Origin of the sequence: Marinomonas rhizomae, assembly GCF_024397855.1 — a bacterium.
In the GTDB taxonomy this organism is placed as follows: Bacteria; Pseudomonadota; Gammaproteobacteria; order Pseudomonadales; family Marinomonadaceae; genus Marinomonas; species Marinomonas rhizomae_A.
On record NZ_CP073343.1, the window covers coordinates 3,178,228 to 3,205,152 of the forward strand.

General features: G+C 41.3%; 24 protein-coding genes. 11 read left to right on the forward strand and 13 right to left on the reverse strand.

Annotation, left to right across the window (positions count from 1 at the left end; all coding sequences use genetic code 11):
• Window positions 1-8 precede the first annotated feature (8 nt).
• Window positions 9-731, reverse strand: a complete 723-nt coding sequence (gene folM, locus KDW99_RS14975; protein WP_255825816.1) for a dihydromonapterin reductase — start codon at window positions 729-731, stop codon at window positions 9-11.
• Window positions 732-981: 250 nt separating this feature from the next.
• On the opposite strand from folM, the gene KDW99_RS14980 reads away from it, so the two are divergent.
• On the forward strand, window positions 982-1,905 hold the full coding sequence (locus KDW99_RS14980; RefSeq protein ID WP_255825818.1) for a dienelactone hydrolase family protein: 924 nt from the start codon (window positions 982-984) through the stop codon (window positions 1,903-1,905).
• Window positions 1,906-1,936: 31 nt separating this feature from the next.
• On the opposite strand, the gene KDW99_RS14985 is transcribed toward KDW99_RS14980, so the two are convergent.
• The 7 genes from KDW99_RS14985 to KDW99_RS15015 all read right to left on the reverse strand — a co-directional run bounded on the left by KDW99_RS14985 (window position 1,937) and on the right by KDW99_RS15015 (window position 7,154).
• Window positions 1,937-3,037, reverse strand: a complete 1,101-nt coding sequence (locus KDW99_RS14985) for an MJ1255/VC2487 family glycosyltransferase (RefSeq protein ID WP_255825819.1) — start codon at window positions 3,035-3,037, stop codon at window positions 1,937-1,939.
• The gene (locus tag KDW99_RS14990) at window positions 3,034-3,549 is read right to left on the reverse strand and encodes a phosphatase PAP2 family protein (RefSeq protein WP_255825820.1); all 516 of its coding nucleotides are present in this window, start codon (window positions 3,547-3,549) and stop codon (window positions 3,034-3,036) included. The genes KDW99_RS14985 and KDW99_RS14990 overlap by 4 nt, the downstream gene beginning before the upstream one ends.
• A 163-nt stretch (window positions 3,550-3,712) precedes the next feature.
• A complete protein-coding gene (locus tag KDW99_RS14995; RefSeq protein ID WP_255825821.1) occupies window positions 3,713-4,282 on the reverse strand; it encodes a hypothetical protein in 570 nt (189 codons plus the stop codon).
• A 109-nt stretch (window positions 4,283-4,391) separates the two neighbouring features.
• Window positions 4,392-5,387 carry a phospholipase A gene (locus KDW99_RS15000; RefSeq protein WP_255825823.1) on the reverse strand — a complete coding sequence of 332 codons (996 nt, stop codon included), beginning with the start codon at window positions 5,385-5,387 and terminating at the stop codon, window positions 4,392-4,394.
• Window positions 5,388-5,419: 32 nt separating this feature from the next.
• Entirely contained in the window at window positions 5,420-5,770 is a 351-nt protein-coding gene (locus tag KDW99_RS15005) for a 5-carboxymethyl-2-hydroxymuconate Delta-isomerase (RefSeq protein ID WP_255825824.1), read from the reverse strand.
• 38 nt (window positions 5,771-5,808) lie between these two features.
• Window positions 5,809-6,744 (reverse strand): 2-hydroxyacid dehydrogenase, encoded by a 936-nt coding sequence (locus KDW99_RS15010; RefSeq protein ID WP_255825825.1) that lies wholly within the window; start codon window positions 6,742-6,744, stop codon window positions 5,809-5,811.
• Window positions 6,741-7,154, reverse strand: coding sequence for a VOC family protein (locus KDW99_RS15015; protein ID WP_255825827.1), 414 nt, complete (start codon window positions 7,152-7,154; stop codon window positions 6,741-6,743). The genes KDW99_RS15010 and KDW99_RS15015 overlap by 4 nt, the downstream gene beginning before the upstream one ends.
• A gap of 932 nt (window positions 7,155-8,086) precedes the next feature.
• On the opposite strand from KDW99_RS15015, the gene KDW99_RS15020 reads away from it, so the two are divergent.
• The 10 genes from KDW99_RS15020 to KDW99_RS15065 all read left to right on the forward strand — a co-directional run bounded on the left by KDW99_RS15020 (window position 8,087) and on the right by KDW99_RS15065 (window position 18,077).
• Window positions 8,087-8,743: a methyl-accepting chemotaxis protein gene (locus KDW99_RS15020; protein WP_304941384.1), complete on the forward strand. Its 657-nt coding sequence runs from the start codon at window positions 8,087-8,089 to the stop codon at window positions 8,741-8,743.
• 19 nt (window positions 8,744-8,762) lie between these two features.
• Window positions 8,763-9,041 (forward strand): STAS domain-containing protein, encoded by a 279-nt coding sequence (locus tag KDW99_RS15025; RefSeq protein WP_255825828.1) that lies wholly within the window; start codon window positions 8,763-8,765, stop codon window positions 9,039-9,041.
• Window positions 9,034-10,689 (forward strand): SpoIIE family protein phosphatase, encoded by a 1,656-nt coding sequence (locus KDW99_RS15030; protein ID WP_255825829.1) that lies wholly within the window; start codon window positions 9,034-9,036, stop codon window positions 10,687-10,689. The genes KDW99_RS15025 and KDW99_RS15030 overlap by 8 nt, the downstream gene beginning before the upstream one ends.
• An 8-nt stretch (window positions 10,690-10,697) precedes the next feature.
• A complete protein-coding gene (locus KDW99_RS15035) occupies window positions 10,698-11,063 on the forward strand; it encodes a response regulator (protein ID WP_255825830.1) in 366 nt (121 codons plus the stop codon).
• Window positions 11,064-11,096: 33 nt separating this feature from the next.
• Window positions 11,097-13,142, forward strand: a complete 2,046-nt coding sequence (locus KDW99_RS15040; RefSeq protein ID WP_255825831.1) for a chemotaxis protein CheA — start codon at window positions 11,097-11,099, stop codon at window positions 13,140-13,142.
• Between the two features lie 12 nt (window positions 13,143-13,154).
• Complete coding sequence (locus KDW99_RS15045) at window positions 13,155-13,637, forward strand: chemotaxis protein CheW (protein WP_255825832.1); 483 nt, start codon at window positions 13,155-13,157, stop codon at window positions 13,635-13,637.
• A 71-nt stretch (window positions 13,638-13,708) separates the two neighbouring features.
• The gene (locus tag KDW99_RS15050) at window positions 13,709-15,589 is read left to right on the forward strand and encodes a methyl-accepting chemotaxis protein (protein ID WP_255825833.1); all 1,881 of its coding nucleotides are present in this window, start codon (window positions 13,709-13,711) and stop codon (window positions 15,587-15,589) included.
• Window positions 15,590-15,594: 5 nt separating this feature from the next.
• Window positions 15,595-16,392, forward strand: a complete 798-nt coding sequence (locus KDW99_RS15055) for a CheR family methyltransferase (RefSeq protein ID WP_255825834.1) — start codon at window positions 15,595-15,597, stop codon at window positions 16,390-16,392.
• A 9-nt stretch (window positions 16,393-16,401) separates the two neighbouring features.
• Entirely contained in the window at window positions 16,402-17,022 is a 621-nt protein-coding gene (cheD, locus tag KDW99_RS15060) for a chemoreceptor glutamine deamidase CheD (protein WP_255825835.1), read from the forward strand.
• Window positions 17,023-17,039: 17 nt separating this feature from the next.
• Window positions 17,040-18,077, forward strand: a complete 1,038-nt coding sequence (locus KDW99_RS15065) for a protein-glutamate methylesterase/protein-glutamine glutaminase (protein ID WP_255825837.1) — start codon at window positions 17,040-17,042, stop codon at window positions 18,075-18,077.
• Window positions 18,078-18,170: 93 nt separating this feature from the next.
• Here KDW99_RS15065 and KDW99_RS15070 read toward each other — a convergent pair whose 3' ends face one another.
• From KDW99_RS15070 to KDW99_RS15090, 5 genes are all read right to left on the reverse strand, one after another.
• Window positions 18,171-19,739, reverse strand: a complete 1,569-nt coding sequence (locus tag KDW99_RS15070; protein WP_255825838.1) for an FMN-binding glutamate synthase family protein — start codon at window positions 19,737-19,739, stop codon at window positions 18,171-18,173.
• 55 nt (window positions 19,740-19,794) lie between these two features.
• Entirely contained in the window at window positions 19,795-22,212 is a 2,418-nt protein-coding gene (locus KDW99_RS15075; RefSeq protein ID WP_255825839.1) for a putative bifunctional diguanylate cyclase/phosphodiesterase, read from the reverse strand.
• A gap of 332 nt (window positions 22,213-22,544) precedes the next feature.
• The gene (locus KDW99_RS15080; RefSeq protein ID WP_255825841.1) at window positions 22,545-24,446 is read right to left on the reverse strand and encodes a PhoX family protein; all 1,902 of its coding nucleotides are present in this window, start codon (window positions 24,444-24,446) and stop codon (window positions 22,545-22,547) included.
• A 259-nt stretch (window positions 24,447-24,705) separates the two neighbouring features.
• Window positions 24,706-25,083 (reverse strand): MmcQ/YjbR family DNA-binding protein, encoded by a 378-nt coding sequence (locus KDW99_RS15085; protein ID WP_255825842.1) that lies wholly within the window; start codon window positions 25,081-25,083, stop codon window positions 24,706-24,708.
• A gap of 104 nt (window positions 25,084-25,187) precedes the next feature.
• Window positions 25,188-26,771 (reverse strand): ABC-F family ATPase, encoded by a 1,584-nt coding sequence (locus KDW99_RS15090; RefSeq protein ID WP_255825843.1) that lies wholly within the window; start codon window positions 26,769-26,771, stop codon window positions 25,188-25,190.
• Window positions 26,772-26,925 lie beyond the last annotated feature (154 nt).

Consider the following 26,925-nt stretch of genomic DNA (forward strand, 5'->3'; position numbering starts at 1 on the left):
TTGGCGAACTACGCCAAATGTCGGCCTCCATCAAGTGACAAGGTTCGACCTGTCATGTAGCGACTGTCTAATATGTACTGTATCGCTCGCACACCTTCTTGCTCCCCTGGCTCCTTGCGCAGCAAGGATTTATTCAATGCTTTGTTCCTATATTCGACGTCATCACTACTGTTAAACATTAAAAGTGATGGAGCGATCGAATTAACTTTAATTCGAGGTGCAAATCGTTTAGCAAACGAGCAAGTTAAATTCGCCAAGCCTGCTTTACTGGCTGAGTAAGCAATGTGTTTATCACTGCCTTTTTCAACCACATAATCCGTCATGTGAATAATATCTGCTTGCCCATCTTGCTCAGAACCTGCACATAATAATGCTTCGAAAGCCAGATTTATACGGTAAGGAGCAAATACGTGAACTTGCCACATTTTTTCCATCAATAACGCTGTATCCAAACAACCGTCTTCAGACTCCCATTCGGATGCATTATGAATAATGCCGCCAAGCGCAGAATACTGATCCGTTATAACTTTAATAAATTTATCCACTCCAGAACTAGTAGAAAAGTCCGCTTGTATGCAAGAAATCCCCTGCTCTTCTAAGATGGCAATATCTTCTCGTTCTCTGCGATAGGTGATAACCACCTTGTATCCTTGAGCAACTAACGCTTTAGCGCAAGCAAGACCTAGACGTTGCCCTCCGCCGGTAATAATAATTGGCATTTTACGCGTCATTAGTGTCCTTTCCTACTGAGTTATTGTCATTAACCACATGAAAAAATACTATCGATTCAGTATTGATAGTTTGTTTATAACAACACTGGATTTTTCTGCTAGCTTAAATACGTACCGTTTAAAAAAAAAGATCAATTAATATCATCTAAGATCTTTTTTCCCACGTATCCATTGAACCACTTTCCATTAATAAGTTCTAAGGAAGATGCGTTGCTGAATTTCACTCTATAAATTTAAAGAAGGAATTGCGATGACTTTACCAACAGAAAGACCCATTAATAAAGCGTTAACAAGCGAAAAGATCCCTCAAGAAGCATTCGACTGGTACGATGAATACGCCCATGGCGATATAGATCGCCGTACTTTCTTGTCTCGTCTCGGCACACTTAGCGTGACGGGACTGACCCTTTCTGTCGTCGCAGGTGCACTAACGCCAAATTACGCATTGGCTGAACAAGTGTCATTTAATGATCCAGATATTACGGCGAGTTACGTTGAATACGAATCGCCGAACGGACATGGTAAAGCTCGTGGCTATTTAGTCATTCCCAAAAATGTTAATGCCGATAACAAAGCGGCAGCCGTTCTAGTTGCGCACGAAAACCGTGGCCTCAACCCATACATAGAGGATGTTGCAAGACGGCTAGCAAAAGCCGGATTCATCGCTTTTGCTCCTGATGCTCTCTTCCCTTTAGGTGGTTATCCAGGTAATGACGATGAAGGTCGTGCAATGCAAAAAACCTTGGACGGAAATAAAATCGAAGGGGACTTTATGGATGCCGCAACGCTGCTGAAAAACCATGAATTGAGTACTGGAAAAGTAGGCATGGTCGGATTTTGTTATGGAGGGTATTTGACAAATGCCTTAGCAGCAGCAATGCCAGACACTATTCATGCAGGTGCACCTTATTACGGTACACCTGCAAAATCCAACATAGATAAAATTACAGCACCACTACAGCTGCATTTTGCAGAGTTGGATAAACGAGTGAATGACTCTTGGCCAGCTTATGAGAAAGCATTAAAAGCGAACAATGTGGAATACACAGCGTATGTATATCCTAACGCGAATCATGGTTTCCATAATGATTCGACCGCCCGTTATCAAGAGAAAAACGCAGAGCTTGCCTGGGAGCGCACTATTAGTTTCTTTAAAAAGACATTGAGTGCTTAACGGTAAATAAAAAGTGTTACGGCCTATTTTCTTAAGCCGTAACACTTTTTATCCTCTTAGTATTATCGATTGCGGATTGCTTACTATAGTTGAAATTAATACCGCGCAAATTAGGAGTCTGCTGCCACAAAGACTCACACAAATCCGATACACTAATTTCGTCACCAGATTGCAACCACGCAACAACAGCTCGAGCAACGTTGGGATAAGAAATCTGAATGACTCTACTTGTTTCTAGCCACTCTTGAATGATTTGCGAGTTCAATACATCGCTCGTTTTCGCTATTTCTAAAAACTCTAACGCGATGGCATTAGAGTGTTGCTCGATTTGACCTTTCAAAGGTTTAGCGAGAATGCGACGACCAAGCTGCAAGGCCTCTGAATTTAATTCAAATCCAGCATTACACAGCACAGACTCACACTCACCTAAGTTCTTTTGAAAGACTTCTCGACTAAAAGGAAAAACCTCTACATTGCCATAAAGTCCAGGCTCAATATCCTTGCAATGAAGGCGGAAACGATAATTCTGCACCCCCTCTAACCAATCTAACACCGCCTCACTGTTCTCAAAAGGCAGATAGACCAAAACCTGCTCTGGGTCCGCCATGTTCTTTATTTGTTGCGTATGAATCAGTGGCGGCAAAATAGGATGACCAAAGTGGTGCCAGTGTGCGCCTAACTGAGTTGCTGCAGGCGCAAAATTTGACATAATCCATTGGGCTATAAAATTCTTTTTATAACGCGGGATATCGTACTTAAAGGCATACTGATGGCCAAACCCGACGCAAGGAACACCTTGACGTTTAGCCGCCCAAGCAACAATAGGCTCAAAATCCGTGATCACCAAATCATAACCGTGAGTATCAATCGTACGAATATCTCGGTATAGCTTCAAAAAATTAGCGTTCTTGCAGGTCGCGTACAGATCCAACTGACCATTTCGAGCAACAAAACTCAAGCCTTGAAACGTTCGATAATCACCGAATACGGCCATATCGAAATAATCTTCTGGCGGACGACCTGAAAAAACAAAATCAACCTCTATGCCTGCAGCATACATCTCAACCGCCATGGCTCGAGCGCGAGTAATATGACCATTCCCTGTTCCTTGAACACCATACAATATCTTCATACTAAAATCCCTATCGCTAATGCAGCACAGGCCGTACCTAACAAGGCGCCAATTACGGTATCTGTCGGAAAATGAACACCAAGAAAAATACGTGACAATCCTACGTTTACCGCCCAGAAATAGAAGATTAAATTCATACTTGGAAACCACCCAGATAAACAAAAGGCCATAAAAAATGCCCCGGATGTATGACCTGATGGAAAAGAAAATTGATCGGCGGGAATAATAAAGCTGTTGAAATTATCGAGCGCATCTGCTGGGCGATGACGCTTGAAGCCGCGTTTTAGCAAGAGGTATAAAGCTCTCTCAATTAAAAAACCAAATACCAATATAAGCGTCAGCATCTGCTCTCCAGCGAACCAAAGCAGCAGCGCCAGTATGGCATAAAACGGCCCATCCGCTGAAAATGAAACAGCACGACCAATACGAGTTAATGTGGCGCGATGCTTTCTCGCCATACACCAAGAAAAAGTCTGTACATCTACGGCGTGGATATTCTGAAATATATTCATACTTATCACCTCACTGGTTTTATCATACTTTCAACATAAACCAGTAAAATGTCCGTTCTGTGGCATTAGTATGACAACTTAGTGACATGCCTAAACCATAAAGTCGAGACAAAAAAATACCTCGACACAGCGAGGTATTTTTTGCGATCTTAGATTGCCATGATTAATTCATGTGATTCATTTTATGAAACTTCTCGATCATTGCTTCTGGCTTCACTTTTTTGTTACTACCGTTCAATGCGTAAACGACGGTTTCACCCTTTGGGCCAGAACCGATATCGGTATAGCGAAGAGGCACTTCACCAACAGCGCGAGCATCATTCATTTCTTGCAATGAACCAAACACATAAATACGACCTTCGATACGCATTTCACCGTAGAAAGAGTCTGCCGCTTTTAGCTCGCCGTCATACATTTCAACAGCTGCAATACCCGACATTTTTTTCTTATCCGCATTAGTTAGACCGAAAACAATGGTTTCACCTTTTGGGCCATCACCAATGCGCACTTTACGATAAGATGTTTCACCTACCTGCAAAAAGTCTTCATACACACCACGATCGTCAAAAACATAAATACGACCTTCGTGATGCACTTCGTACAAATCACCATTGTTCAAAGACATTGTTTCAGCGGTAGGCATAGTGTCTTGCTTTTTTACCGTTTCACCGCAAGCAGTCAACAGAGACAATGCAATTAGGCCGGTTGCAATAGGTAAGAATTTCAACTTCATGGTTTAGCTCCTAGGTTAGATTTATAACCACCTTAAAAGCTAAAAATTACACAATCATTACAAAAAGATGACTAAAAGCTTTCAGTGACGATGATATACGCAGCCAATGTTACAACCAATTGGTCAGCATAATACCGATGCCAAGCGACTGAGTCTGATGGTTATAATCCAATAAAGATTGCCCATATCCATTAAAATATTGAATGTAACCGCGTGTTTTCCCCCACAAAGGAAACGTAAAACCTACCTGTACCGCTCCCCTATTATCGGATGACTTAAGATTATTTCTCAGCATTACGTCAATAGTATAATCATCGATAACATGTATGACATTGAGCTCGCCGTAGCCATAATAATTTTCAATGTTGGGATTATCGTCCACCCTTGAGCTTTCAGGAATCCGATACCAAGGTTTAAAGGAAAAAGCGGTATCCTCATATTCAAACAAGAAGTCCACATAAAACCGATTCCAAGAACGAGATAACTCATTTGACTGACCATTAGACTGATGAACAAAACCATAGGAGACATAGTTTGGCTTAATACCTAAAAAACCGTGTTTCGGCTTGGTAACAATAAAGGCTTCAGGTTCATGATTAGTATCGCGAAAAGGTGCTGAAATGCTACTGTTATAGGCCTGCCAGTAAGCTTGCTGAGTGTAGGCAAACCACAAGCTACTATTTTTACCAACAACATCATATGCCACAGGAAATTTAAGGCTAAATTGAAACTTAAACTCGACACTTTGTAGACTTTCCGAATCGCTAGCATCGCCTAAAAAAGCGCGATCGTTAGGGTTCGAGGTGTAAGCAATGGGTAGAAAATAATTGGGTTTATGGGGCGTTAAAACAAACGGATTATTCACCGTCGCCTGCTCTCTATTCTCTCTTTGCTGCAGTAATCCATTATCTTCTTTAGCTCGCTTACTAATAGATTCAGGGACTTCAGGCTCTTCAGGAGAATAAGGGCTATCTACCTGTTCTTCGGTCGTCGTATCGGACGTGCTAAAAAAGCCGCTGTCTGATTTATTATCTAGAGAACTTGCTCCCACTTCAGCCCAAAGCAAACTCGGAAGAAGCATCATTGAGCATACAATGGCTTTCATTTTTAAAACCTTCTTAATACAAACGTATAATCTTATTGGGAAAGAACGACCTTTTTTGCGTAGGTGTCTCGTTCCATTTCACACACCTCCACCGAAAAGCTAACATCCTTTAATGAAAATTGTGTTAAAGACTCTAGAACCAAATGAGAAAGCTGCGTTCTTTGTTCAAGGGTTCGCCCTGAAAGTATTCGTAAAACAACATGGACAAAAGCATCTTCCTTACCTGCCGTTAAGAAGCTCTTATAGGGGAAACTACGTAATTTGATATCTTCTTCAGCAAACAAGGTCGACGCAATACAAGCGCCTTTGACAGCCTCAAGAAGATCGACTGGAGGTACTTCTTGCTCTAAATTTTGGCTGTATTCGATAATGCAATGTGGCATGTCAGACTCCATTTTTAGATTTATTTGGCACTATTTCACTAATAACCACGACGTTTATCTACTGCCGGAGGGAGGTTCCCAGTCAATCGATACTGCTGAATATTCCTAGCGACAATGTCACTTGCGCTAACAGGGTTCGTAGGCGCAGAAATATGTGGCAGAACAGTCACGCTATCATGGCACCAATAAGGATGATTTTCTGGCAACGGCTCTTGCGCAAAAACATCTAAAACAGCATGGGATAACTCATCGTATTCCAGCTTATTTAGCAAAGCCTCGTCATCTATAATTGGCCCACGAGCAAAATTAATCAAACTGGCTCCAATTGGTAAAAGCGATAAATGCTGCTGATCTAATAAGCCCTTTGTTTCAGGCGTCAAAGGTAAAAGGCAAACAAGTATATCAGTTTGCTTCAATAAAAGAGCCAGCCCCTCTTCACCATGAAAGCACTCAACACCTTCGATTTGCTTTTCATGACGACTCCAACCAGCAACGGGAAAACCATTGGCAACCAAACGCTGCGAACTTACTCGTCCTAATTCCCCCAACCCGAGCACACCGATTCGACGATCTTGAGCACGCACCATCGGTTTTTGAAACCAAGATTTTTGTGCCTGCTGCTTGGCATAACTTGGCATATCTCGATGAAGGTAAAGAGTCCAAGCCAAGACCGCTTCAGACATCGTCTCGGCCAACTTAGCATCGACTAGCCGCACTATCGAAAACGAAGGTGAGGATAACTCATTCATCATGCGTTCAACACCGGCCCAAACACTATGCACCCACTGTAATGAAGGTAATGAAAGTAGATCATTAGGGTCTGGATTAGCGACAATAGCAATATCACATTGCCGCTTTTGCTCCGGCGTTAAATCGGCAAAAGGGACAATCACTTCTTCAGGCATAGCCGCTGATAAATGCTTAATCCAAATACTCTGTTCAGCCAAATCGGCACGACTAACAAAAGGAATCATTGTTCATACACCTGAGCTAAGTCTTTAAATCCTTTCAATTCAATGGCGTTGCCACTCGGGTCTTTAAAAAACAGAGTCCATTGCTCACCTGGCTGACCTTCAAAGCGAACGCTTGGAGCAAGGTCAAATACCACATTGGCTTCGCTTAAGCGTTTAGCCACTTTCTGCCATTCATCTAGCGGTAAAATCAAACCAAAGTGAGGCATAGGAACAAGATGATCTCCTACTCTACCTGTATTTGTCGTCGGGCTGGGTTCACCTAAATGCAAAGACAATTGATGACCGTAGAGGTCAAAATCCACCCAAGTCTCAGCACTGCGACCTTCAGTGCAGCCTAAAACCTGAGTATAAAAAAGCCGTGTTTCTTCCAAGGAGGTAACATGAAAAGCATAGTGAAATAAAGCAGACATAGACATCTCTAATAACGGTGTTTGAGAGTAGAAAAATACAGCACACAGAGAAAAAGTAAACATGAAGCCTTGATACAACGACGTATAGTAAAAAATGACTAACTTCCAAAAACTGAACAGGCCTGAATTACAGTCTCACTTTTCCACATTTTAAGCCTAATAAATTCATACCTTTATCTCTTCACACTTTTGCTCCATCCATTCACCGCACCATTTCTTATGCGTTAGTGACATTCAAAAAATGTATTTTTGTATCAATGCTTTGTCACGTTTCATAGCGTTTTGTATCAATTTGAAAAGCGGTATGTACAAGAAATTGGTTATTACTATACTCAAAAAATAATTTATTAATTTTTTATTAGTAATTTTTAAAAAAATTTATTTTATTGACTACACTTACTTTGTTGAATGATACAAACAACTTAAGGATAAAAATGTTGCGATTTCTTCTTTGCCACTGTCTTGCATTAATTCTAGCGGGAATTTTGATTTATGAATCTTTGATGTGGGAAGCCATTGCTGTTCTTGCGGTATTTGGGTTTATTCCAACACTCTTATCGCGCTCAAAAAAAGTCCAACCTTTATCACCTTCTCAGCCTGAAAACGCATCAGTAAATACACCACTTCAACCTGATCATGTATCTATACCTGAAGCACTTTTTAGTAGGGATTTAGTACCTCTATTAACCGTCTGCTCAGATGACCTTAGTAATGTTCTTGCCACGCAAAAAAATGCAGTCGAAGTACTCAACAACGCATTTATAGAAACAAATTCACTCATCGAACAGCAAGCCACTTGTATACATCACTTAGTGGAAACAGACAGCGATGATAATAAATATTACAGTGAAGTGATGCGCGACTTTGCGGCTCAAACGGCATCTACTTTAGATAAATTCATCGAAAGTACGATTGAAATGTCGGCCTCTTCTATGGAGCTACTATCAAAAGTAAACGAAATACACGATGAAATGCCAGAAATCGCAAAAGCTTTGAAAGACATTGATGATATTGCAGATCAAACTAACCTTTTAGCACTTAATGCAGCGATAGAAGCAGCACGAGCAGGCGAAGCTGGCCGTGGTTTTGCCGTGGTTGCCGATGAAGTTCGCTCACTGTCCAATCGCTCTTCAGGCTTTAGTGTTGCTATTCAATCTCGCCTCAAAAAAATCCAAGATCAAGTCTCTGATTTAACCAAATCAATGGAAAGATTAGCGGCCCATGATGTGACCTACATTATGGAATCTAAAAAAACCATGAACAGCGCTTTAGAGCATATCGTCGCTAAAGCGGAAGGCGATGCTAATGTCACAGTGGAGCTAGAAAACCTTGCAAAATCATTAGAGTCCGCCATCTTCGACGCAACCAGAGCCTTACAGTTTGACGATATTAACGGACAAAATATTGAATACACCCTTGGAGTATTAAACTTTATGGGCGAGCAATTAAACTCTATTAACAATGAGTCTCCAGACAATATAGAACATGTTTTAAGGGATAAACTAGAAACAATCAAACAACGCAGCCAACAAAAACACAACCCTGTTTCTCAGCAAAACATTGAAAGCGGCGACATTGATTTATTTTAAATAAGGACGAGAGGTAAGCATGTCAGATTTTGTAGTAATTAATATGCCTGAAAGGTTTGATTTTAGTACGCACGGATGGTTCACCAAAGCTTATGAAGAAGCATTAAAAAACACAAAAAAAATCGTCTTGGATTTTTCTCGCGTCACTTATGTAGACTCCTCAGCACTTGGAATGATGGTGCTTCTACATCGTCAGCTTAGCACCAATGCAGGAAAGGGTATTATTCGAAATGTGAATGGCACCGCCAAAGACATTCTAGACATGGCTAATTTTGAGAAACTATTTAGCTATGAATAAAATAGGCAATGTTCTTTTATTAGAAGATAACGCTTCAACTCGTTTGATAGTGTCTAAAGCACTTAAGAACAAGGGTATTGAGGTGATTTCAACAACGACACTGGAAGAAGCCCGCCACTGCCTTGGTGATAAATCTATAAAACTTTTCTTATTAGATATTCATTTGCCGGATGGAATATCCGATGAATTAATTCCACAGATTCGCCAACTCTATCCAATGGCGCCGATTCTGATGATGACGGCGGAATATGATAGTGACCATATGGCGCGTTTGTTTGAAGCTGGTGTAAAAGACTTTATCCACAAACCCATTCAACCACTGCTTTTATCGAACAAGGTACAAAGCTTTCTGGATTGGTCTGAGGTGGAACAAGCCCTATTTAGGGCCAATGCAAACTATCTCAGTATCATGCAGGAAAAAGAGCAAGAAGAAGCTCTCGCCTTTTTTGTCTATGATCATATATTACATACACATTCTCACTCAATTGAAGGGGTGAATGTGGCGACGCTTTCTAGCGGAAGATTTTGTGGGGACATTCTCATATCAGCAAAATCACCAAACGGTAATCTCATTATTATGTTAGGTGATGCTACTGGTCATGGTATGGCTGCTGCTATTACTGTTTATCCAATGGTTGTGACCTTTAACGCTATGGTAGCAAAGGGGTTATCTCCTGGTGCTATTTTACGAGAACTAAGTGACAAACATTCTCAAACCGTCCCAAGCAACCGTTTTTTTGCCTGTATTTTAATCGAGATATCCTTATCAAAAAAAACCATCAGTATCTGGAATGGCGGAATGCCGCATGTACTTCTTTTCGATAAAGAGCAACACCTAATCGATAAAGTACCTGCGAAAAATATGGCAATAGGTATTCTTCCAACCAACGACATCAGCACTAAATTTGAAGTCTTCCCACTGGATAGCATTGAATATATTTCATTTTTTAGTGATGGCTTAATTGAAAACAAACGCCACCTAGAAAAAATGATCAGTTTTGATGATGCCTATTCCCTTATTGCTGAATTCCCTAACGATCCAGAATACATGGTATCTCGCATGCATACCATGGAAGCTGATTTAACCATCAGTCATGATGACATGACCTTATGCAGTTTAAATCTAGAGGCGCTAAGAAAAGAACTCTCAGACAGTCCAGTTGAAAAACCAAGTCCAAAGGGAAACTTTTCATTTAACTTTGAGCTCTTTGGGAACTCACTGCTGAATGATCATTTCACTTTAAAGCTAGTAGAGCTACTTGAAAGTTATGGCTTTTCACAGTCGTTTTGCCAAAAAGTATTTACTGTACTGACGGAACTCATTGTCAACTCTGTTGATCACGGCATTTTAAACATTCAATCCAATTTGAAGAAGATCGACTTTATTTCATATCTGGACAATAGAACGGCAGCCATTAATACGCTGCGTGACGATCAAAAAATTACTGTATCGGTTAGTTGGGTGTCATCACAAAAAGCGCTTTTATTAACCGTATCAGACTCTGGTAATGGCTATCAAATTGATAAAGAAATAACCACTTCGAATGATCAAACTTACGGTCGAGGCTTAGGCATTATAAACACCCTATGCCATGACTTCTCTTATGATCAAAACACCAACACAACACAGACAACCTTACGATACTAGGATGAATTATGAGTAAAAAACTGCTTGTCGTAGATGACTCCCCTTCTGTTCGCCAAATGGTGGAAATGACTTTAAAAGGGGCTGGATACGCTGTAAAAACTGCCAATGATGGCCAAGCGGCACTAAGCCTTTGTAAAAGTGAAATGTTTGATTTCGTTCTAACAGATCAAAACATGCCAAACATGGATGGACTCACCTTAATTAAGTCGCTACGTGCGATGTCAAGTTATGCTCGGGTTCCACTGATTGTCTTAACAACAGAGGCAGGTGAAACCATGAAGCAGAAGGGCAAAGCAGCCGGAGCAACGGGTTGGATGGTTAAACCATTTGATCCTAAAAAGCTGCTTGAAGTCGTTTCGAAAGTGCTTCGCTAAGAGTCTCATTTTGCAAATTCATTGAGAGACAGTATGGATAATTTAAGTCAATACAATGAGGTTTTTTTCGAGGAGGCACAAGAGCACCTCGAAACCATGGAAACGCTCTTACTTGCCTATGATATCGATGCCCCCGATATGGAAGAGCTTAATAGTGTTTTTCGTGCCGCTCACTCCATTAAAGGTGGCAGCGACATCTTTGGCTTCAAAGCTTTGACAGGGTTAACTCATGTTATGGAAAACATGCTGGACTCTGCGAGAAATAATGAGCTGACCTTAACCAACGACCTCATCACAGTTTTGCTAGAAACAACGGATGTATTAAAAAGTATTCTGAGCAGCTATCGTGAAGAAACCGAGATTGATTGGGACATTATTGAGGCAAGTAAGCAAAGATTAGGGGCGACATTAAAAGAAGTGACAGGCTCAGGGGTACAAGTCGACGCCCTTTTAGAAGAGGAAGAAGATCAGGGCTTTGGCTTTTTTGATGATGACGAAGGAGAAAACGACGACGAGCAAGGCTTTGGTTTTTTTGAAGATGACGAAAATGACAATGAAGAAGAGCAAGGCTTTGGTTTTTTTGAAGATGACGAAAATGACAATGAAGAAGAGCAAGGTTTCGGCTTTTTTGATGACGATGATAAGGACCTAGATAATACAAAAGAGTCTAACGAGGAAGATATTGGCTTTGGCTTTTTTGAAGAAAATATGGGTGAGCCTGACAATAACACTGCGACGGCTGGAATGGATGAAAATCCACAACAAGGTGACAACATCGGATATGGGTTCTTTAATGAAGCCTTCCTGAGTGAGCCTTTAGAGCCTCAAGCAAATACAACCCCATTACAAACGTCAGGACAAAAAAAAGCGGTAGCAAAAGCCCCTGTAAATAAAGCATCAGAAACAAAATCGGAAGCATCAAGCATTCGAGTAGAAACAAATAAAATCGACAAATTGGTCAATCTGGTTGGCGAACTCGTTATTACCCAATCCATGTTGAATTTGATTGGCGGTGAAGTACAAGAAAGCATCGCAGATAAAATGCAGTCAGCGTTAATCGAGCTTGAAAGAAATACACGAGAAATTCAAGAAGCCGTCATGTCAGTTCGTATGCTTCCAATTTCATTTGTATTTAACCGTTTTCCAAGATTAGTCCGAGATCTCTCAAGCAAATTAGAAAAGAAAATAAACCTAGTAATAGAAGGCGCAAATACGGAAATTGACAAAAACCTAGTAGAAAAAATATCCGATCCTCTTCTACATTTAATAAGAAATAGCGTCGACCATGGCATTGAGATGCCATCGGTACGCTTAGAAGCCAATAAAAATGAAACCGGTATTGTTAAGCTTTCGGCAGCCCAAAAAGGTGGCGAAATTGTTATCACGATTACAGACGATGGCGCGGGCCTAAATCGAGATCGAATCATCGAAAAAGCATTAGAAAAAGAAATTTCATTACCTGAACCCTTAACAGACAGCGCGGTATGGCAGCTTATATTTGAAGCGGGCTTTTCCACTGCGGCAGAAGTCACTGATGTCTCTGGCCGAGGAGTCGGAATGGATGTAGTACGTCGAAACATTGAGTCTTTGGGTGGACGTATCAGCATCAGCTCAACGGCTGGAGTGGGCACAGTTTTTACAATCAGCTTACCACTGACATTGGCCATTCTTGACGGTATGACAGTCGAGGCTTCAAACCAGGTATTTATTATCCCTCTCGTCAGCATTGTTGAAAGCATTCAGCCCGTCGCCGAACAAATTAAGCACATTAAAGGAAAGCAGCTACTTTGGGTTCGTGACGAGTATTGGCCTCTTGTTGATATTGGAAAAATATTGGGAGGAAGCGCAACAGCAACCAACCTAGAAACGGGCATTGTTGTTCTAGTTGAAACATCAAAACTAAGATTTGGCTTAGTAATTGATTCCCTTTTAGGTCAACAACAAGTGGTGATTAAAAACTTAGAACGACATTATCGTCGTGTGGAAGGAATTGCAGGGGCGACCATAATGGGTGATGGCAGTGTGGCGTTGATTTTAGATATCGATTCAATAACGCAATTCATTAAGTCGGACTTATAGGAGGCATTTATTATGACAATACTTCAGCAGGGGAATCCGTCTTCAATGCCTGCAAAAGAGTTCTTAACATTTGTATTAGGCGATGAAAATTATGCGCTTGATATTATGACGGTTAAAGAAATTCGTGGTTACGAACCGGCAACTAGAATCGCAAATGCCCCCAGTTATATTAAAGGTGTTATCAATTTACGTGGTGATATCGTACCAATTGTTGATTTACGAATTAAGTTCAATATAGGCGAAGCGACTTATAACGAATGGACCATTGTGATCATGCTAAACGTGCATGATCGTGTTGTGGGAATTGTGGTCGATGGCGTTTCAGATGTCATGAACCTAGAAGCCGAAGATATTAAACCAGCACCTGAATTTGGTGTGGCTTTCGATAGCCGTTACCTACATGGGCTTGCCGCATTGGAAGACCAAATGGTTATCATCGTCGATATAGAAGAGCTCATATCCAGCGATGAAATAGGCGTATTCGAAGGCGCATAAAAACAAACATTATTCACAGTTGGCCTTCAAGGCTTCAAACCAAACAGGATACATTAGGAAGGGTTATTACCATGTTAAAAAGCCTATTTTCAAAGCGATTAGATGATAATCAAATGATTATCGCCAAAGACGACTGGGTAAATGCTCAAGGTCAACTAAATGCATTGACTCGTTCTCAAGCCATTATTGAATTTGATCTACATGGCAATATTTTGATTGCCAATGACAATTTCCTTAATGCGCTTGGTTATTCTTTAGAAGAAGTTCAAGGCAAACACCATAGTATTTTTGTTGATAACAAATACCGAAATAGCCGTGAGTACAAAGACTTCTGGGCTAAACTGGGTAATGGTGAATTCCATAGCGGTGAGTTCTGTCGTTACACTAAAAATGGTGAAATCATATGGATTGAAGCAAGCTACAACCCTATTTTTGACGCTAATAACAAGCCATACAAAGTCGTTAAATTTGCAACTGACATCACTGAAAAGAAAAAACAAAATAGCGATTATGAGAGCCAACTAGACGCAATATCTAAGTCCCAAGCGGTTATTTCCTTTGAGCTTGATGGAACGATTATTTCTGCAAATGATAACTTTTTGAACGCGCTCGGGTATTCCCTAGGCGAAGTTGAAGGTAAACATCATAGCCTGTTTGTCGACTCTGAATACAAAAAGTCCGAAGAATATCGAAATTTCTGGCGCAGTCTTGCCAACGGTGAGCATTTCATCGGACGTTACCCACGAGTTCACAAAAGCGGCAAAGTAATATGGATACAAGCTAATTACAGCCCTATTCGAGACCCAAGCGGCACGCCATATAAAGTAGTGAAGTTCGCAACGGATATTACCGCTGAAGTAGAAGCCGAACAGCAACTTCAACTCACTGTCAGTCAAGTCAACGCAGCCATTGATGCGGCAGTGAATAATGACCTCACTCAGCGCGTTGCTACTGAAGATAAATCTGACATGATGCTGAGTATCTCATTAGGTGTGAATTCACTTCTTGATACCATGACAGAGATCATCATTAATATTAAAAATGCTTCCGACGCCGTGTATACCGGTGCTCGTGAAATATCCAATGGCAACACAGACCTTTCTAACCGTACTGAACAACAAGCTTCTAGCTTAGAAGAAACAGCATCGAGTATGGAAGAGTTAACAGGAACAGTTCGTCAAAATGCCGACAGTGCTAAGCAAGCAAATACACTGGCTTCCAATGCTGTAACAGTCGCAATAGATGGTGGTCACTTAATCGAAGATGTTGTTAAAACCATGGCATCGATTAATGAGTCCTCACAAAAAATTGCCGATATTATTGGCATGATTGATGGCATTGCCTTCCAGACCAATATCCTAGCACTTAACGCGGCGGTTGAGGCGGCAAGAGCTGGCGAACAAGGTCGTGGATTCGCGGTTGTTGCATCGGAAGTAAGAACCTTAGCACAACGCTCAGCCAATGCTGCGAAAGACATTAAAGATCTCATTTCTGAATCTGCAACGAAAATTAATAATGGTAATGATCTGGTTAATAAGTCAGGAAATACCATGCGAGAGGTGGTTTCTGCGATCAAACAGGTTAATGACATTATGGCCGAAATCGCCAGTGCATCAGCCGAGCAATCATCTGGACTCGATGAAATAGGCAAAGCTGTGAGCCAAATGGATGAAATGACACAGCAAAACGCAGCACTGGTTGAAGAAGCGGCAGCGGCAGCTGAAAGCTTATTAAGCCAAGCAGATCAATTAACCAGTAATGTGAATCAGTTTGAATTAAGTGCGGATCATCAATCTCAACCCATAAAACAAATCGCCCATGTGAAGAAACCTGCGCCTTCAAAACCTTCTGCCATGAAAAAACTGCCATCGGCGTCAGCTCCAGTTAAAAAAGCAAAACCGTTGCCAAAACCTCAGATAGATGATGAGGACGATGGTTGGGAGGAGTTCTAAAGCTTATGGAAAGGGAGTTTGGGTTCACACAAAGTGACTTTAATAAGGTGCGTACTATCCTTGTCGGACTGACAGGGATAAACCTCGCCGACTCGAAAGAGTCTTTGGTATACAGCCGCTTAGCTCCTAGAGTTCGAAAGCTGGGATTAAAAAACACCAAAGAGTATTTAAAGTATTTAGAAGACAATCTTGAGGAACAAGAAAACTTTATCAATGCTTTAACAACAAACCTAACCTCTTTTTATAGAGAGCCGCACCATTTCAGCATTTTGGCGCAATATATAAACCAAGGAGAATCGGTTAAAAGAATTTGGTGCGCGGCATCAAGTACAGGTGAAGAACCTTACTCGATCGCCATGAGCCTAGTAAAAGCCTATGGTCGATTCGATCATAATGTTGAGATTATTGCTTCAGATATCGACAGTAAAGTGCTCGAAACCGCTAACACAGGTAAATACCCACTAGAAAAAGTGGAGGCTTTACCTGACAAAAAAAGTTTCTTTGTTAAAGGCAAAGGCAACAACCTAGGCTTCGCTAAAGTCGTTCCTGAATTACGTAATATGATCGAATTCATCCGCGTTAATTTACTAGACGAAAACCTTCCAATAGAACCGAATTTGGACGTTATTTTTTGTCGTAACGTGATGATTTATTTTGATAAAGACACTCAAGCAAAAATATTAACTAAGTTACTCGCCAAGCTTCGACCTGGCGGACTTTATATTGCAGGTCATTCGGAAAATTTTTCCCACTTTTCCAACGTAATAAAACCCATTGGTCGAACAGCATACATAAAGCTGTAAGGTTAAACTATGGCATTAAAAGAATCGGTAATTGAACATTTTTCAACGCGAAAACACTTCGACAATACGTTTGATATCATGTCATACAAGGTACTGCCGGGAGAATACTACGCAACCAACGAAGACGTTATGATTACCACCTTATTAGGATCATGTGTCTCTGTGTGCCTATATGATCCTACTGCGAAGGTGGGCGGGATGAACCATTTCCTACTACCTGAAGGAGGAGACCCACACGATCTATTATCTTCAAGTGGTCGTTACGGTGTCTACGCAATGGAACTCTTGATCAACCACCTTATTAAATTAGGTGCGCGCAGAAGTCATTTTAAGGCCAAAGTCTTCGGAGGTGGCAATGTCATCAAAGGCATGACAACTCAAAATGTTGGCCAAAAGAATGTCGAGTTTATTAAGTCTTATTTACAGAATGAAGGTATCACTATCGAGTCTTCAGACTTGTTAGATATCTACCCAAGGAGGGTAAATTTCTTTCCTTCTACTGGTCGAGTGATGATGAAGAAATTACTTCAACATCATGATACTGAAGCCACTAACTGTGAATTGCGCTACAGAAAAGCCATATCGACTGTCGGTAAAGATAACGACTCGGGCGATGTTGATTTGTTTTAATCATTTTATGGAACACTATGCAGCCTAAAAAAATTAAAGTGCTTATTGTCGATGACTCTATTTCCATCCAAACAGTTCTCCGCGAAGTTATAGAATCAGATCCTGACCTAGAAGTTGTTGGCACGGCAAAAGATGCTTTTGAAGCAAAGCAAATGGTGAATGACCTCTCCCCTGATGTCATTACTCTGGATGTAGAAATGCCCAAAGTAAGTGGGTTGCGTTTTCTTGAAGTGTTAATGAAGGTAAAACCCACTCCTGTGGTGATGATATCCACACTCACCAAAGCAAATGCTGATACCACACTTCAAGCATTGGAATTGGGGGCTGTCGATTACATTGCCAAACCCCAAATAAATCAAAAAGAAATGTTCCTGCGTTATAGCAAAATGGTTATCAAAAAAATTCGAATGGCCGCAGCATGTAACATTTCAACAGGTATCAATCACCAATCAACAAATACAGAACCCGCTAGAGCTGAGCCACTTACAGCAAACAGAGTATTAGCTATAGGTGCCTCTACCGGAGGAACCGAAGCAATCAATTACCTGCTCAGCAAACTTCCTAGTGCTAATTTTGCACTGCTGATTGTCCAACATATGCCAGCAGGCTTTACTTCTACCTTTGCCAGTCGATTAGATAGAACGACAGACTTCACCGTTGTAGAAGCACAAGGAGGAGAACTGGTTCGCCCAGGCGTTGCCTACCTTGCCCCTGGCGATTTTCATATGAAAGTCGTACGATCAAACGATCAACTCTACACAGACGTATTTAGGGCAGAAAAGGTATCCGGTCATCGTCCTTCCGTCGACGTGTTATTCAAATCGGTAGCAGATGAAATTGGCCGCCATGCGTTTGCAACCTTATTAACAGGGATGGGTAAAGATGGTGCGCGAGGACTAAAAAGAATAAAAAATGCCGGCGGTTTTACTGTCGTTCAGGATCAGTCTTCATGTGTTGTATACGGGATGCCAAGAGTCGCGGTAGAAATGGATGCAGCCTGTGTTGTAACACCATTAAACAACATAAAAGAAACATTCATCGAAAAACTACTCTAACGGTTTCTAGCACTATACAAACAAGCTTAAAAAGCTGAGATGACACTTCTAAAGCAGCCTCTCAACTTTATTAAAATCAAAGCAAGAAATAACTTACTGTAACCTATCCTCTGCAGCAACAGATGCAGATTTTTCTTGAAGTGCGGTCATATTGATGAATTCAGATCGCACATTGGGCATTGGGTTAACATCCGAGAACAACACAGATCTACTTTGATTTTCTATAATACGGACATGTGAACGGTTAAGCTCTCTTGGCTCTTTTACCCCACAAGAATGCGCAATCATGCCGATGCCATGCAACAGTTCTGCTGCATAGTTAGCAACTCGCTCAGATTTTTCTGCTGCCACTAAGCCTTTCTGTAACTCTGGGTTATGAGTCGTAATCCCTGTTGGGCAGGTATTTTTATTGCACTGTAGCGCTTGAATACAACCCAATGAAAACAAGAACCCACGAGCAGTGACAACAAAATCGGCGCCTGCACTCAAGGCCCAAGCCGCCTTTCCAGGAACAATTAACTTTCCTGACGCGATGATTTTAATATAGCGACGCAAACCATAAGAAGTCACGATATTCACTACGGTCGGCAAACTTTCACGCAAATGCATGCCAACATAATCCATTAATGGCTGAGGTGCCGCGCCCGTTCCACCATCAGAGCTATCAATAGTGATAAAGTCAGGGCAGTAATCGATGCCCTTTTTATGTATTAATTCGCATAACGTCTCAAAGAATTTCAAATCCCCAACCACCATTTTAAAGCCGACTGGCTTAGAGGTAACTTGACGGACATGACGAACCATATTCAATAAATCATCGATGGATTTAATATCGGTATGGCCGTTTGGGCTTATCGAATCTTGGCCCACTGCTATCCCACGAGTATGAGCAATTTCCTCGGTCACTTTTGCTCCAGGCAGCATACCGCCTTTACCAGGCTTGGCCCCTTGGCTCATTTTAATCTCAAACATACGAACATTTTCATGCTCTGCCAAACTGGTCAGCTTTGTATCGTCTAGATGCCCTTCTAAATTTCGCACGCCATATTTCGCAGTACCAATTTGGAAAACTAGATCACAACCACCTTCAAGATGATAAGGTGATAACCCACCCTCTCCGGTATTCATCCAAATGCCCGCTTTGCGCGCTCCCTTTGATAAAGCTTGTACCGCAGGTTTGGACAAAGCACCAAAGCTCATTCCAGAAATATTCACAACAGATCGAGTTCGATAAGGTTTCTTCGCGGTGTATTCACCGATACATACTTCTTTCGGCTGCGCCGCGTCTTCATCTAGTGTTGGGAAAGCACAGTTTAAAAAGAAAATATCACCCGGTGTTTCCAAAGAGCGCGTCGAGCCAAAAGCTATTGTGGTATCTACTTTTTTAGCTGCTCGATAAGCCCATGAACGCTCAGCACGATCAAACGGACGCTCTTCACGATCCATTGCAAAAAAATACTGACGGAAGAACTCCCCCAGATGCTCAAAGATATAACGGAATCGCCCAACGACCGGGTAATTTCGCCTAATGGTATGAGTAGTTTGATGGGAATCAACCCAATACATAACCACCACAGATATAAGGGCTAAAAACAGTAAAAATACAAACAGTAGCGCGCCCCAATGAATGGTCAATGTCGCCAATGAAGACAAAAAATCCATACTTAACCCTTAGCTTGAAATGGTGATATGTAAATTGAGCTTCAATATTACGCTATTAAGAGAATTTAGGCGTGGATGAATCGTGAACAAATGCAGCAATAAATTCGTTTGGTGGCAGAGGATGTCCAAAATAGTAGCCTTGGTAATAAAAGCAGTCTATTTCACGTAATCGATCATAATGAAGTAAAGTCTCTACTCCTTCAGCAAGAACACTGATGTTAAGCGCTTTCGCCATCGCAATAACAGCATGAACAATCGCTTCATCACTTTTATCTGTCAATAAATCTCGAACAAACGATTGATCTATTTTCAATCTATCTATCGGCAAAGATTTTAAATATTTAAGAGAAGAATAACCGGTTCCAAAGTCATCAATGGAAAGGTGTACACCCAATGCTTTTATGGCGTTCATTTTTTCCAAGCAAGACGAAAGATCATTCAGCAGCATATTCTCTGTGATTTCAAGATCAACACAGTGGGCAGGAACATCATGTTTTTCTAACTGGGCTTTCAACATAGGCAGAAAACCAGCTTGTTGGAACTGGATAGGACTAACATTAATGGACATGCGCCAAGAAAGCTGCCATTTCCCCTCTTTCAACCACGACGCTACCTGAGATAACGCTTCATTTAAAACCCAGTGGCCGATTTCAACTATGAGACCAATCTCTTCGGCAACAGGGATAAACTCAGCAGGAGAAATAAAGCCCTTTTTATCATCTTTCCACCGAATCAGAGCTTCCGCACCAATCAATTCATTTTTATCATTCGTTTGTGGCTGGTAATACAACTCAAACAGTTTAAATTCTGTCGCATGGTGAAGTGCTTTTTCCATATCAAGGCGAGCATCGGAAACGGCCTGCATTTCTGGTCTATACAGCGCAAAAGTATTTCGGCCAGATTCCTTTGCGCGATACAAAGCCGTATCTGCCTGTTTTAAAATCACTTCCGCTGAGCCTTCGTTACCATCGAAAATAGTAGCGCCTAAACTGGCGGTAATGTGAACTTCATGACGACCTGCTTTTTTAACCTGCTGGCAGGCATACATAACACTTTCAACAAAACCCTTGATGGCCTTTTCAACTTTCTCTTTATCATCGCCGATGTGCGTTAATAAAAAAGCAAACTCATCGCCGCCCATTCTTGCGAACACGATATTCTCTTCGCTCAATGAAGACAGTTGTGACGCTACACAGCACAATAATTGATCGCCTACATTATGACCTAAAGAATCATTGATGGTTTTAAATCTATCGAGATCCATAAAGACAACAGCTGAGTAAGTTGTATTAGAGTCCTGCAGCTTACATTTTAGAGCGTCATGAAGTTTATCAGCCAAATATTGTCGATTAGGTAAGTTAGTGACTGAGTCGAAATAGGCTAGATGATGAATTCGTGCTTCTGTTTCTTTGCGCTCAGAAACATCACGAATCAGTAACAAGGTTTCTATTTTGTCTAATACTTTGTACTTGGCTAAACGTATCTCAACAGGTAATTCAATCCCTTTTACACGGTACATTGTTTCAACAGTAGAAGATGAGTTTACTTCAAGCGAATCCAAAATAGTTGCAAAGTTTGACCAGGATGATGGCAAGTGCAACACATCGAGCGATTTCGATCGAAGCTCCTCACCTTTCATCTTCAACATATATTCTGCGGCCGCGTTTACCAAAGTAATTTTGTTGTTTTCATCCAACAACAAAATCCCATCCGCAGCGTGCTCTATCATTGCCTTTGTATGGCTATCACTGCGCTCTAAATCGCTCAATGCAGTACTTAAACGCTTCCATAAAACAGCAAAAGTAGAATGTAAATGCCCCAATTCATCCGACTTATGATGCCGATAAAATGATCGAGGCAAAGGCAATTCTTTTTTATCGCCAACCGTCGACAAAGACTCGCTTAGACGCATTAATGGATGGGTAACTAAAAAATAAAATACAAGGGAGATTAATGATGCGAGCAATACATCTTTGAACAAATTATAGATCAGGCTAGAAAGATGTTCTTTGAAGATTTTATCAAGAAGGTATCGTTTTTCAGGCAATATAAATACATGACCAGCCAAAAAAATTGGCCTTTCCATACGAAGTTCTGTGCTGTAATCATGAAGGTCTGATAAAAAATAGTTGGCTAATGTATCTGATACTGAAAAATCACGCTGGGCTGCCGTTGCTTCTACAAAGAGCTCACCCGATTCATCACGAACTTCTACGTGAGCAATGGCAGGGTTAACAAGCAAACTATCGATTTGTCGTTGTGCAAAGGCTGTATCTAATCGAAAAACCGCTTCAGACAATGGTTTTTCAAAAGCAGCCAGTAATACTTCGAAATCTTTATTTATCTCTGCTTTTTGAGATCTAACGCCATCAACGAATTGAATACCGCTACTAACTAAACTTAAAACAACGGCAAGCGCTAAGGTTAAAATAGCTTGCTTAGTAAACAATGATTTAGAAAATACGACACCCATTCTTACTCACTTAAATTTTTATATCTTGCTGCCGCATTATCTTCACAGCATCCATACTGATAAAAATCACAAAAGAGACTGGAAACAACATTTTACCTACCAGACAAAAAAATCTAACTATTTGCATCAATTGTGCACGTCAGTAAGACTGACATTTTATTCAATGTGAAACAAGGCGATATAAAAATAATTTATGCTTCCTATGATATAGGTCATAAGTTCAAGAACATGAAACACTAAAGAGCAATCACTCCCCTAAATACAGACAAAAAAGCCAGTATATTTATCATACTGGCTTTTAAAGCGTGAAAAATTACCGACAAAGCAAAAACTTAACCAATAACAGCACCGTCTTCACGTGATATAGCAATAACACTTGAGCGAGGTACAGATTGACCACCATCAGGCCAATGAGAGTTTCCACCTTCTCCTGGGTGCTGAACACTTATAAACATAGTCGTACGCTCAGCATTCCAAGCCGCACCTGTAATTTCAGACTCTTTTGGTCCAACTAGGAAGCGACGAATCTCACCTGTTTCAGGATCACCAACCAACATCTGATTATTCCCTTGGCCTTGGAAACCTTTTTCATTGGAATAATTACCGTCTGTTTGAATCCATAACAAGCCTTTCGAGTCGAATTTCAGGCCATCTGGAGAGTTAAACATATTGTCTTGGTTAATATTTTTTGATCCCGCGTTGGCATCAGCGTACACAGCAGGGTTACCCGCCAGTACAAACAAGTCCCACTTGAATTCGTTGTGAGTATGATCAGAATCCATTGGCATCCAACGTACGATTTGACCAAAGTTGTTTTTTACACGAGGATTCGGGCCACCAGCAGGCGTTGCATCACCACCAGCATTTGGCTTAACGCCACGGTTTTTATTGTTCGTAAGCGAGCAATAAACTTCTGCTTTATGAGGATGAGCGGCAACCCACTCCGGACGGTCCATGGTAGTGGCACCCACTTTTGATGCCGCCATACGAGTATGAATTGAAATCTCTGCTTCTGTCATTCCTGTGGTTTTTGGTGTTAATGCAACCCACTCACCGCGATTATTATCGTGGAATTTGGCAACGTAAAGAGTGCCTTCTTCCAGTAGGTCGCGATTGTTGCCACCCGCTAAATATTTATGTTTCGAGACAAAACGATATAGAAATTCACCACGCTCATCATCACCAAGGTAGACAACAACATGGCCATTCGGCGCGATAGTTAACTCTGCATTCTCGTGTTTAAAACGACCTAGAGCGGTACGTTTTTTAGGACGAGATGTTGGGTCCAGTGGATCAATTTCAACAATATAGCCAAAGCGATTTGGCTCATTTGGCTCTTTAACTAGGTCAAAACGATCATCCGCCATCGCCCAGTTGTAACGACCTTCTGTGCTTAAACCATAGCGTTTGAACGCTTCAGGCATCGTGTAGTTTTTGTCATTTACCGTGAAATAACCATTAAAGTTTTCTTCACAAGTCAAATATGTACCCCATGGCGTTTGTCCATTACCACAGTTGTTCCAAGTACCTTTTGCGACTAAACCTTTAGGGTCTTCAGATGTTTGCATCCATTTGTGGCCGCGCGCTGGACCTGTAATATCCATTTCCGTATCCGCCGTAATACGACGATTATAAGGAGAGTCCTGAACGATCCCCCATTTACCACCACGTTGATCTACTTCAATAATAGATACACCATGAGCAGCTTTATTTTTACGCACGTCATCAGCATTTGCTGGCATACCATCATTACGATTAGCATGAAGGGTATCGCCATTTGTGTATTCATTGTTGATGGCCATAATCTGTTTGCCATCTTTAGAGAAGAACGCCATGCCATCGTTATGATCGCCAAACGCTAACTCTTGGGACGCACCAGTTCCACCAGTTGACCCATTAAAAGCTGGGGCATTGCTGAATAATGGATCACCCCAAGAAGCCAGCACTTCCCATTTATAACCTTCAGGAACAGTAATAGTATCCAATGTATTGGCTTTTACCATGCTAAAAGCCAGACGCGACTCTGGCGTTCCGGCTGCCAAGGCTTTACCTGCTGATAGGGCCGTTGAGCCCATTACGAAAGCACCAGCACCCACTGCCGCACCACCACCTAAAAAGCCACGGCGAGAAACCATTTTATTGGCGACTTCTTCAAACTCTACCACTTCAGGCGCTGGGCGAACCAGCTCATCTAATTCGTCAAAACCTAGCTTGCTGTTGCTCTTAATATTCATAACACTGCCCTATTATTTATTAAATATTAGTCGCCTAGGCTGTCGAACATTAGGGGTTCTCCCCTTGGTTTTTCGATCCTTGGCTACTGGTTTTATCATCTATTTTTCAAATAAGTTGCTTCCCCCTGCAAAAGGAAGCTGACAATGAATTTACGGACAAAACATTACATAGAAATGACAGCAAGAAGACATTAATAATAAATCGACAGGCTATAACGCAGAATTGGTGAAGGTGATATGGGGTTAAACAATATTATTTTTACTTATAAACGTCTTCACCATAACGAACTTCCAAACCTTCTCGTATGGATTTCTTTAAACCTTTTACCACCAAACCATAAGAATGATCGATCAACCTTTCAATTTCTCCATTTGGTAAGTCGCCATCCAGAATAATGGAATTCCAATGCCGTTTATTCATATGGTAAGCAGGAAAAATTTCTTTAAATATATCGCGCAGTTCAATAGCATGGTCTGGATTGCACTTTAAGTTTAGCAATGGCTGCCCTTGTTTTTTAATCAACAAGGCAAACATCTTCCCTTGCACTTTAAACACGGCCGTATAATCATCAAATGGGTAATACTCTTCAGCCTCGGGCTTAGAAAGCAGATATTTTTTAAGTGTTGTTGAGTCCAAAATCGCGCCCTTTCAAGGTTCAAAACAGTCATCAGTATAAAACAAAAAAGCCGCTCACTGACATCCAGTAAACGGCTTTAAATAGAAACTATACTTAAGTGAGGTTAGCCCTGATGAGCAAGGTACTCGTCGTAAGTGCCTTGAAAATCAATAACCTTTTGGCCTTTAATTTCGATCACTCGATTCGCCAACGATGATACAAACGCCCTGTCGTGACTAACAAAAATCAGGGTACCATCAAAGTCGAGTAACGCATTATTTAAAGCCTCAATGGCTTCCATGTCCATGTGGTTAGTTGGCTCATCCATCACTAAGACATTTAGATCCATCATCATCAACTTACCAAACAGCAAGCGGTTCTTCTCACCACCAGAACAAACTCGTACTTTTTTATTGAAGTCATCCGCGGTAAACAACAAACGACCCAACATTGCACGAACTTTTAAATCATCATGTTTTACCGTACGCCATTTCGACATCCAATCAAACAAGGTTAAATCGCAATCAAAGTCTTCTGTACTGTCTTGCGGGCAATAACCAATAACGGCGTTTTCAGCCCATTTAATCTCACCTTGCTTGGCTTCTAACTCGCTCATTAAGCATCGTAAGAACGTCGTTTTACCAGCACCGTTTTCACCGATAATCGCCAAACGGGAGCCAGCTTCTAAAATCATATTTCCGCCAGAAAATAGCAGTTCATCATAACCATGACCTAAATCTTCTAAGATCAAAGCATGACGATGAAGTTTTTTATCTTGCTTAAAAGTCAGCGAAGGCGTCATACGGCTAGACTGTTTCACTTCTGACAGTTCAATTTTTTCTAGTTTTTTCGCACGAGAACTGGCTTGTTTTGCCTTAGATGCGTTGGCTGAGAAACGGTTAACGAACGCTTGAAGATCGTCCATTTCCGCACTTTTCTTCGCGTTTTCAGTTAATAATTGCTCGCGAATCAAAGACGAGGCTTCCATGAAGTATTCATAGTTACCTGGGTAAATACGCAACTCACCAAAATCAATGTCCGCCATGTGAGTACACACAGAGTTCAAAAAGTGGCGGTCATGGGAAATAATGATCATGGTGCACTTGCGCTGATTCAGTACGCCAGCCAACCAGTTAATAGTATGGATATCCAAGTTGTTGGTAGGTTCGTCCAACAGCAAAATATCAGGATTAGCAAACAAGGCTTGCGCTAACAAGACTCGAAGCTTCCAACCCGGCGCCACTTGGCTCATTAGACCAAAATGAAATTCTTCTTCGATGCCCGCTTCCAACAAAATGTCGCCTGCGCGGCTTTCAGCACTATAGCCATCCATCTCGGCGAATTCTGCTTCTAACTCACCAGCTCGCATACCATCTTCTTCGCTCATTTCTGGCTTAGAGTAAATAGCATCACGCTCTTGTTTTACTTTCCACAACGCCACATCGCCCATGATAACAGCATCAACAACCGAGTATTCTTCGAAAGCAAACTGATCCTGACTTAGGGTACCGACTTTTTCACCAGGAGTAATAGAAACGTTACCAGACGTTGGTGTCAGCGCCCCACTCAAAATTTTCATAAAAGTAGACTTGCCACACCCGTTGGCGCCAATTAGGCCATAACGATTACCGCTGCCAAATTTCGCTGAGATGTTTTCAAACAATGGCGTTGCGCCAAACTGCATAGTGATATTAGCCGTGGAGATCAAAAGAAAGTCCTGAAAAAAGAAAATAGAAAGCCGTTTAAATTTGCCACTTAGTCAGCGTACAAAATATAAACATAAAGGTGGGCGAATATAGTGATTTATGGGGATAAAGTCGAGGAATTAGGTGGTTTTTTACCAAACTAGTTTAAGAAAGCGT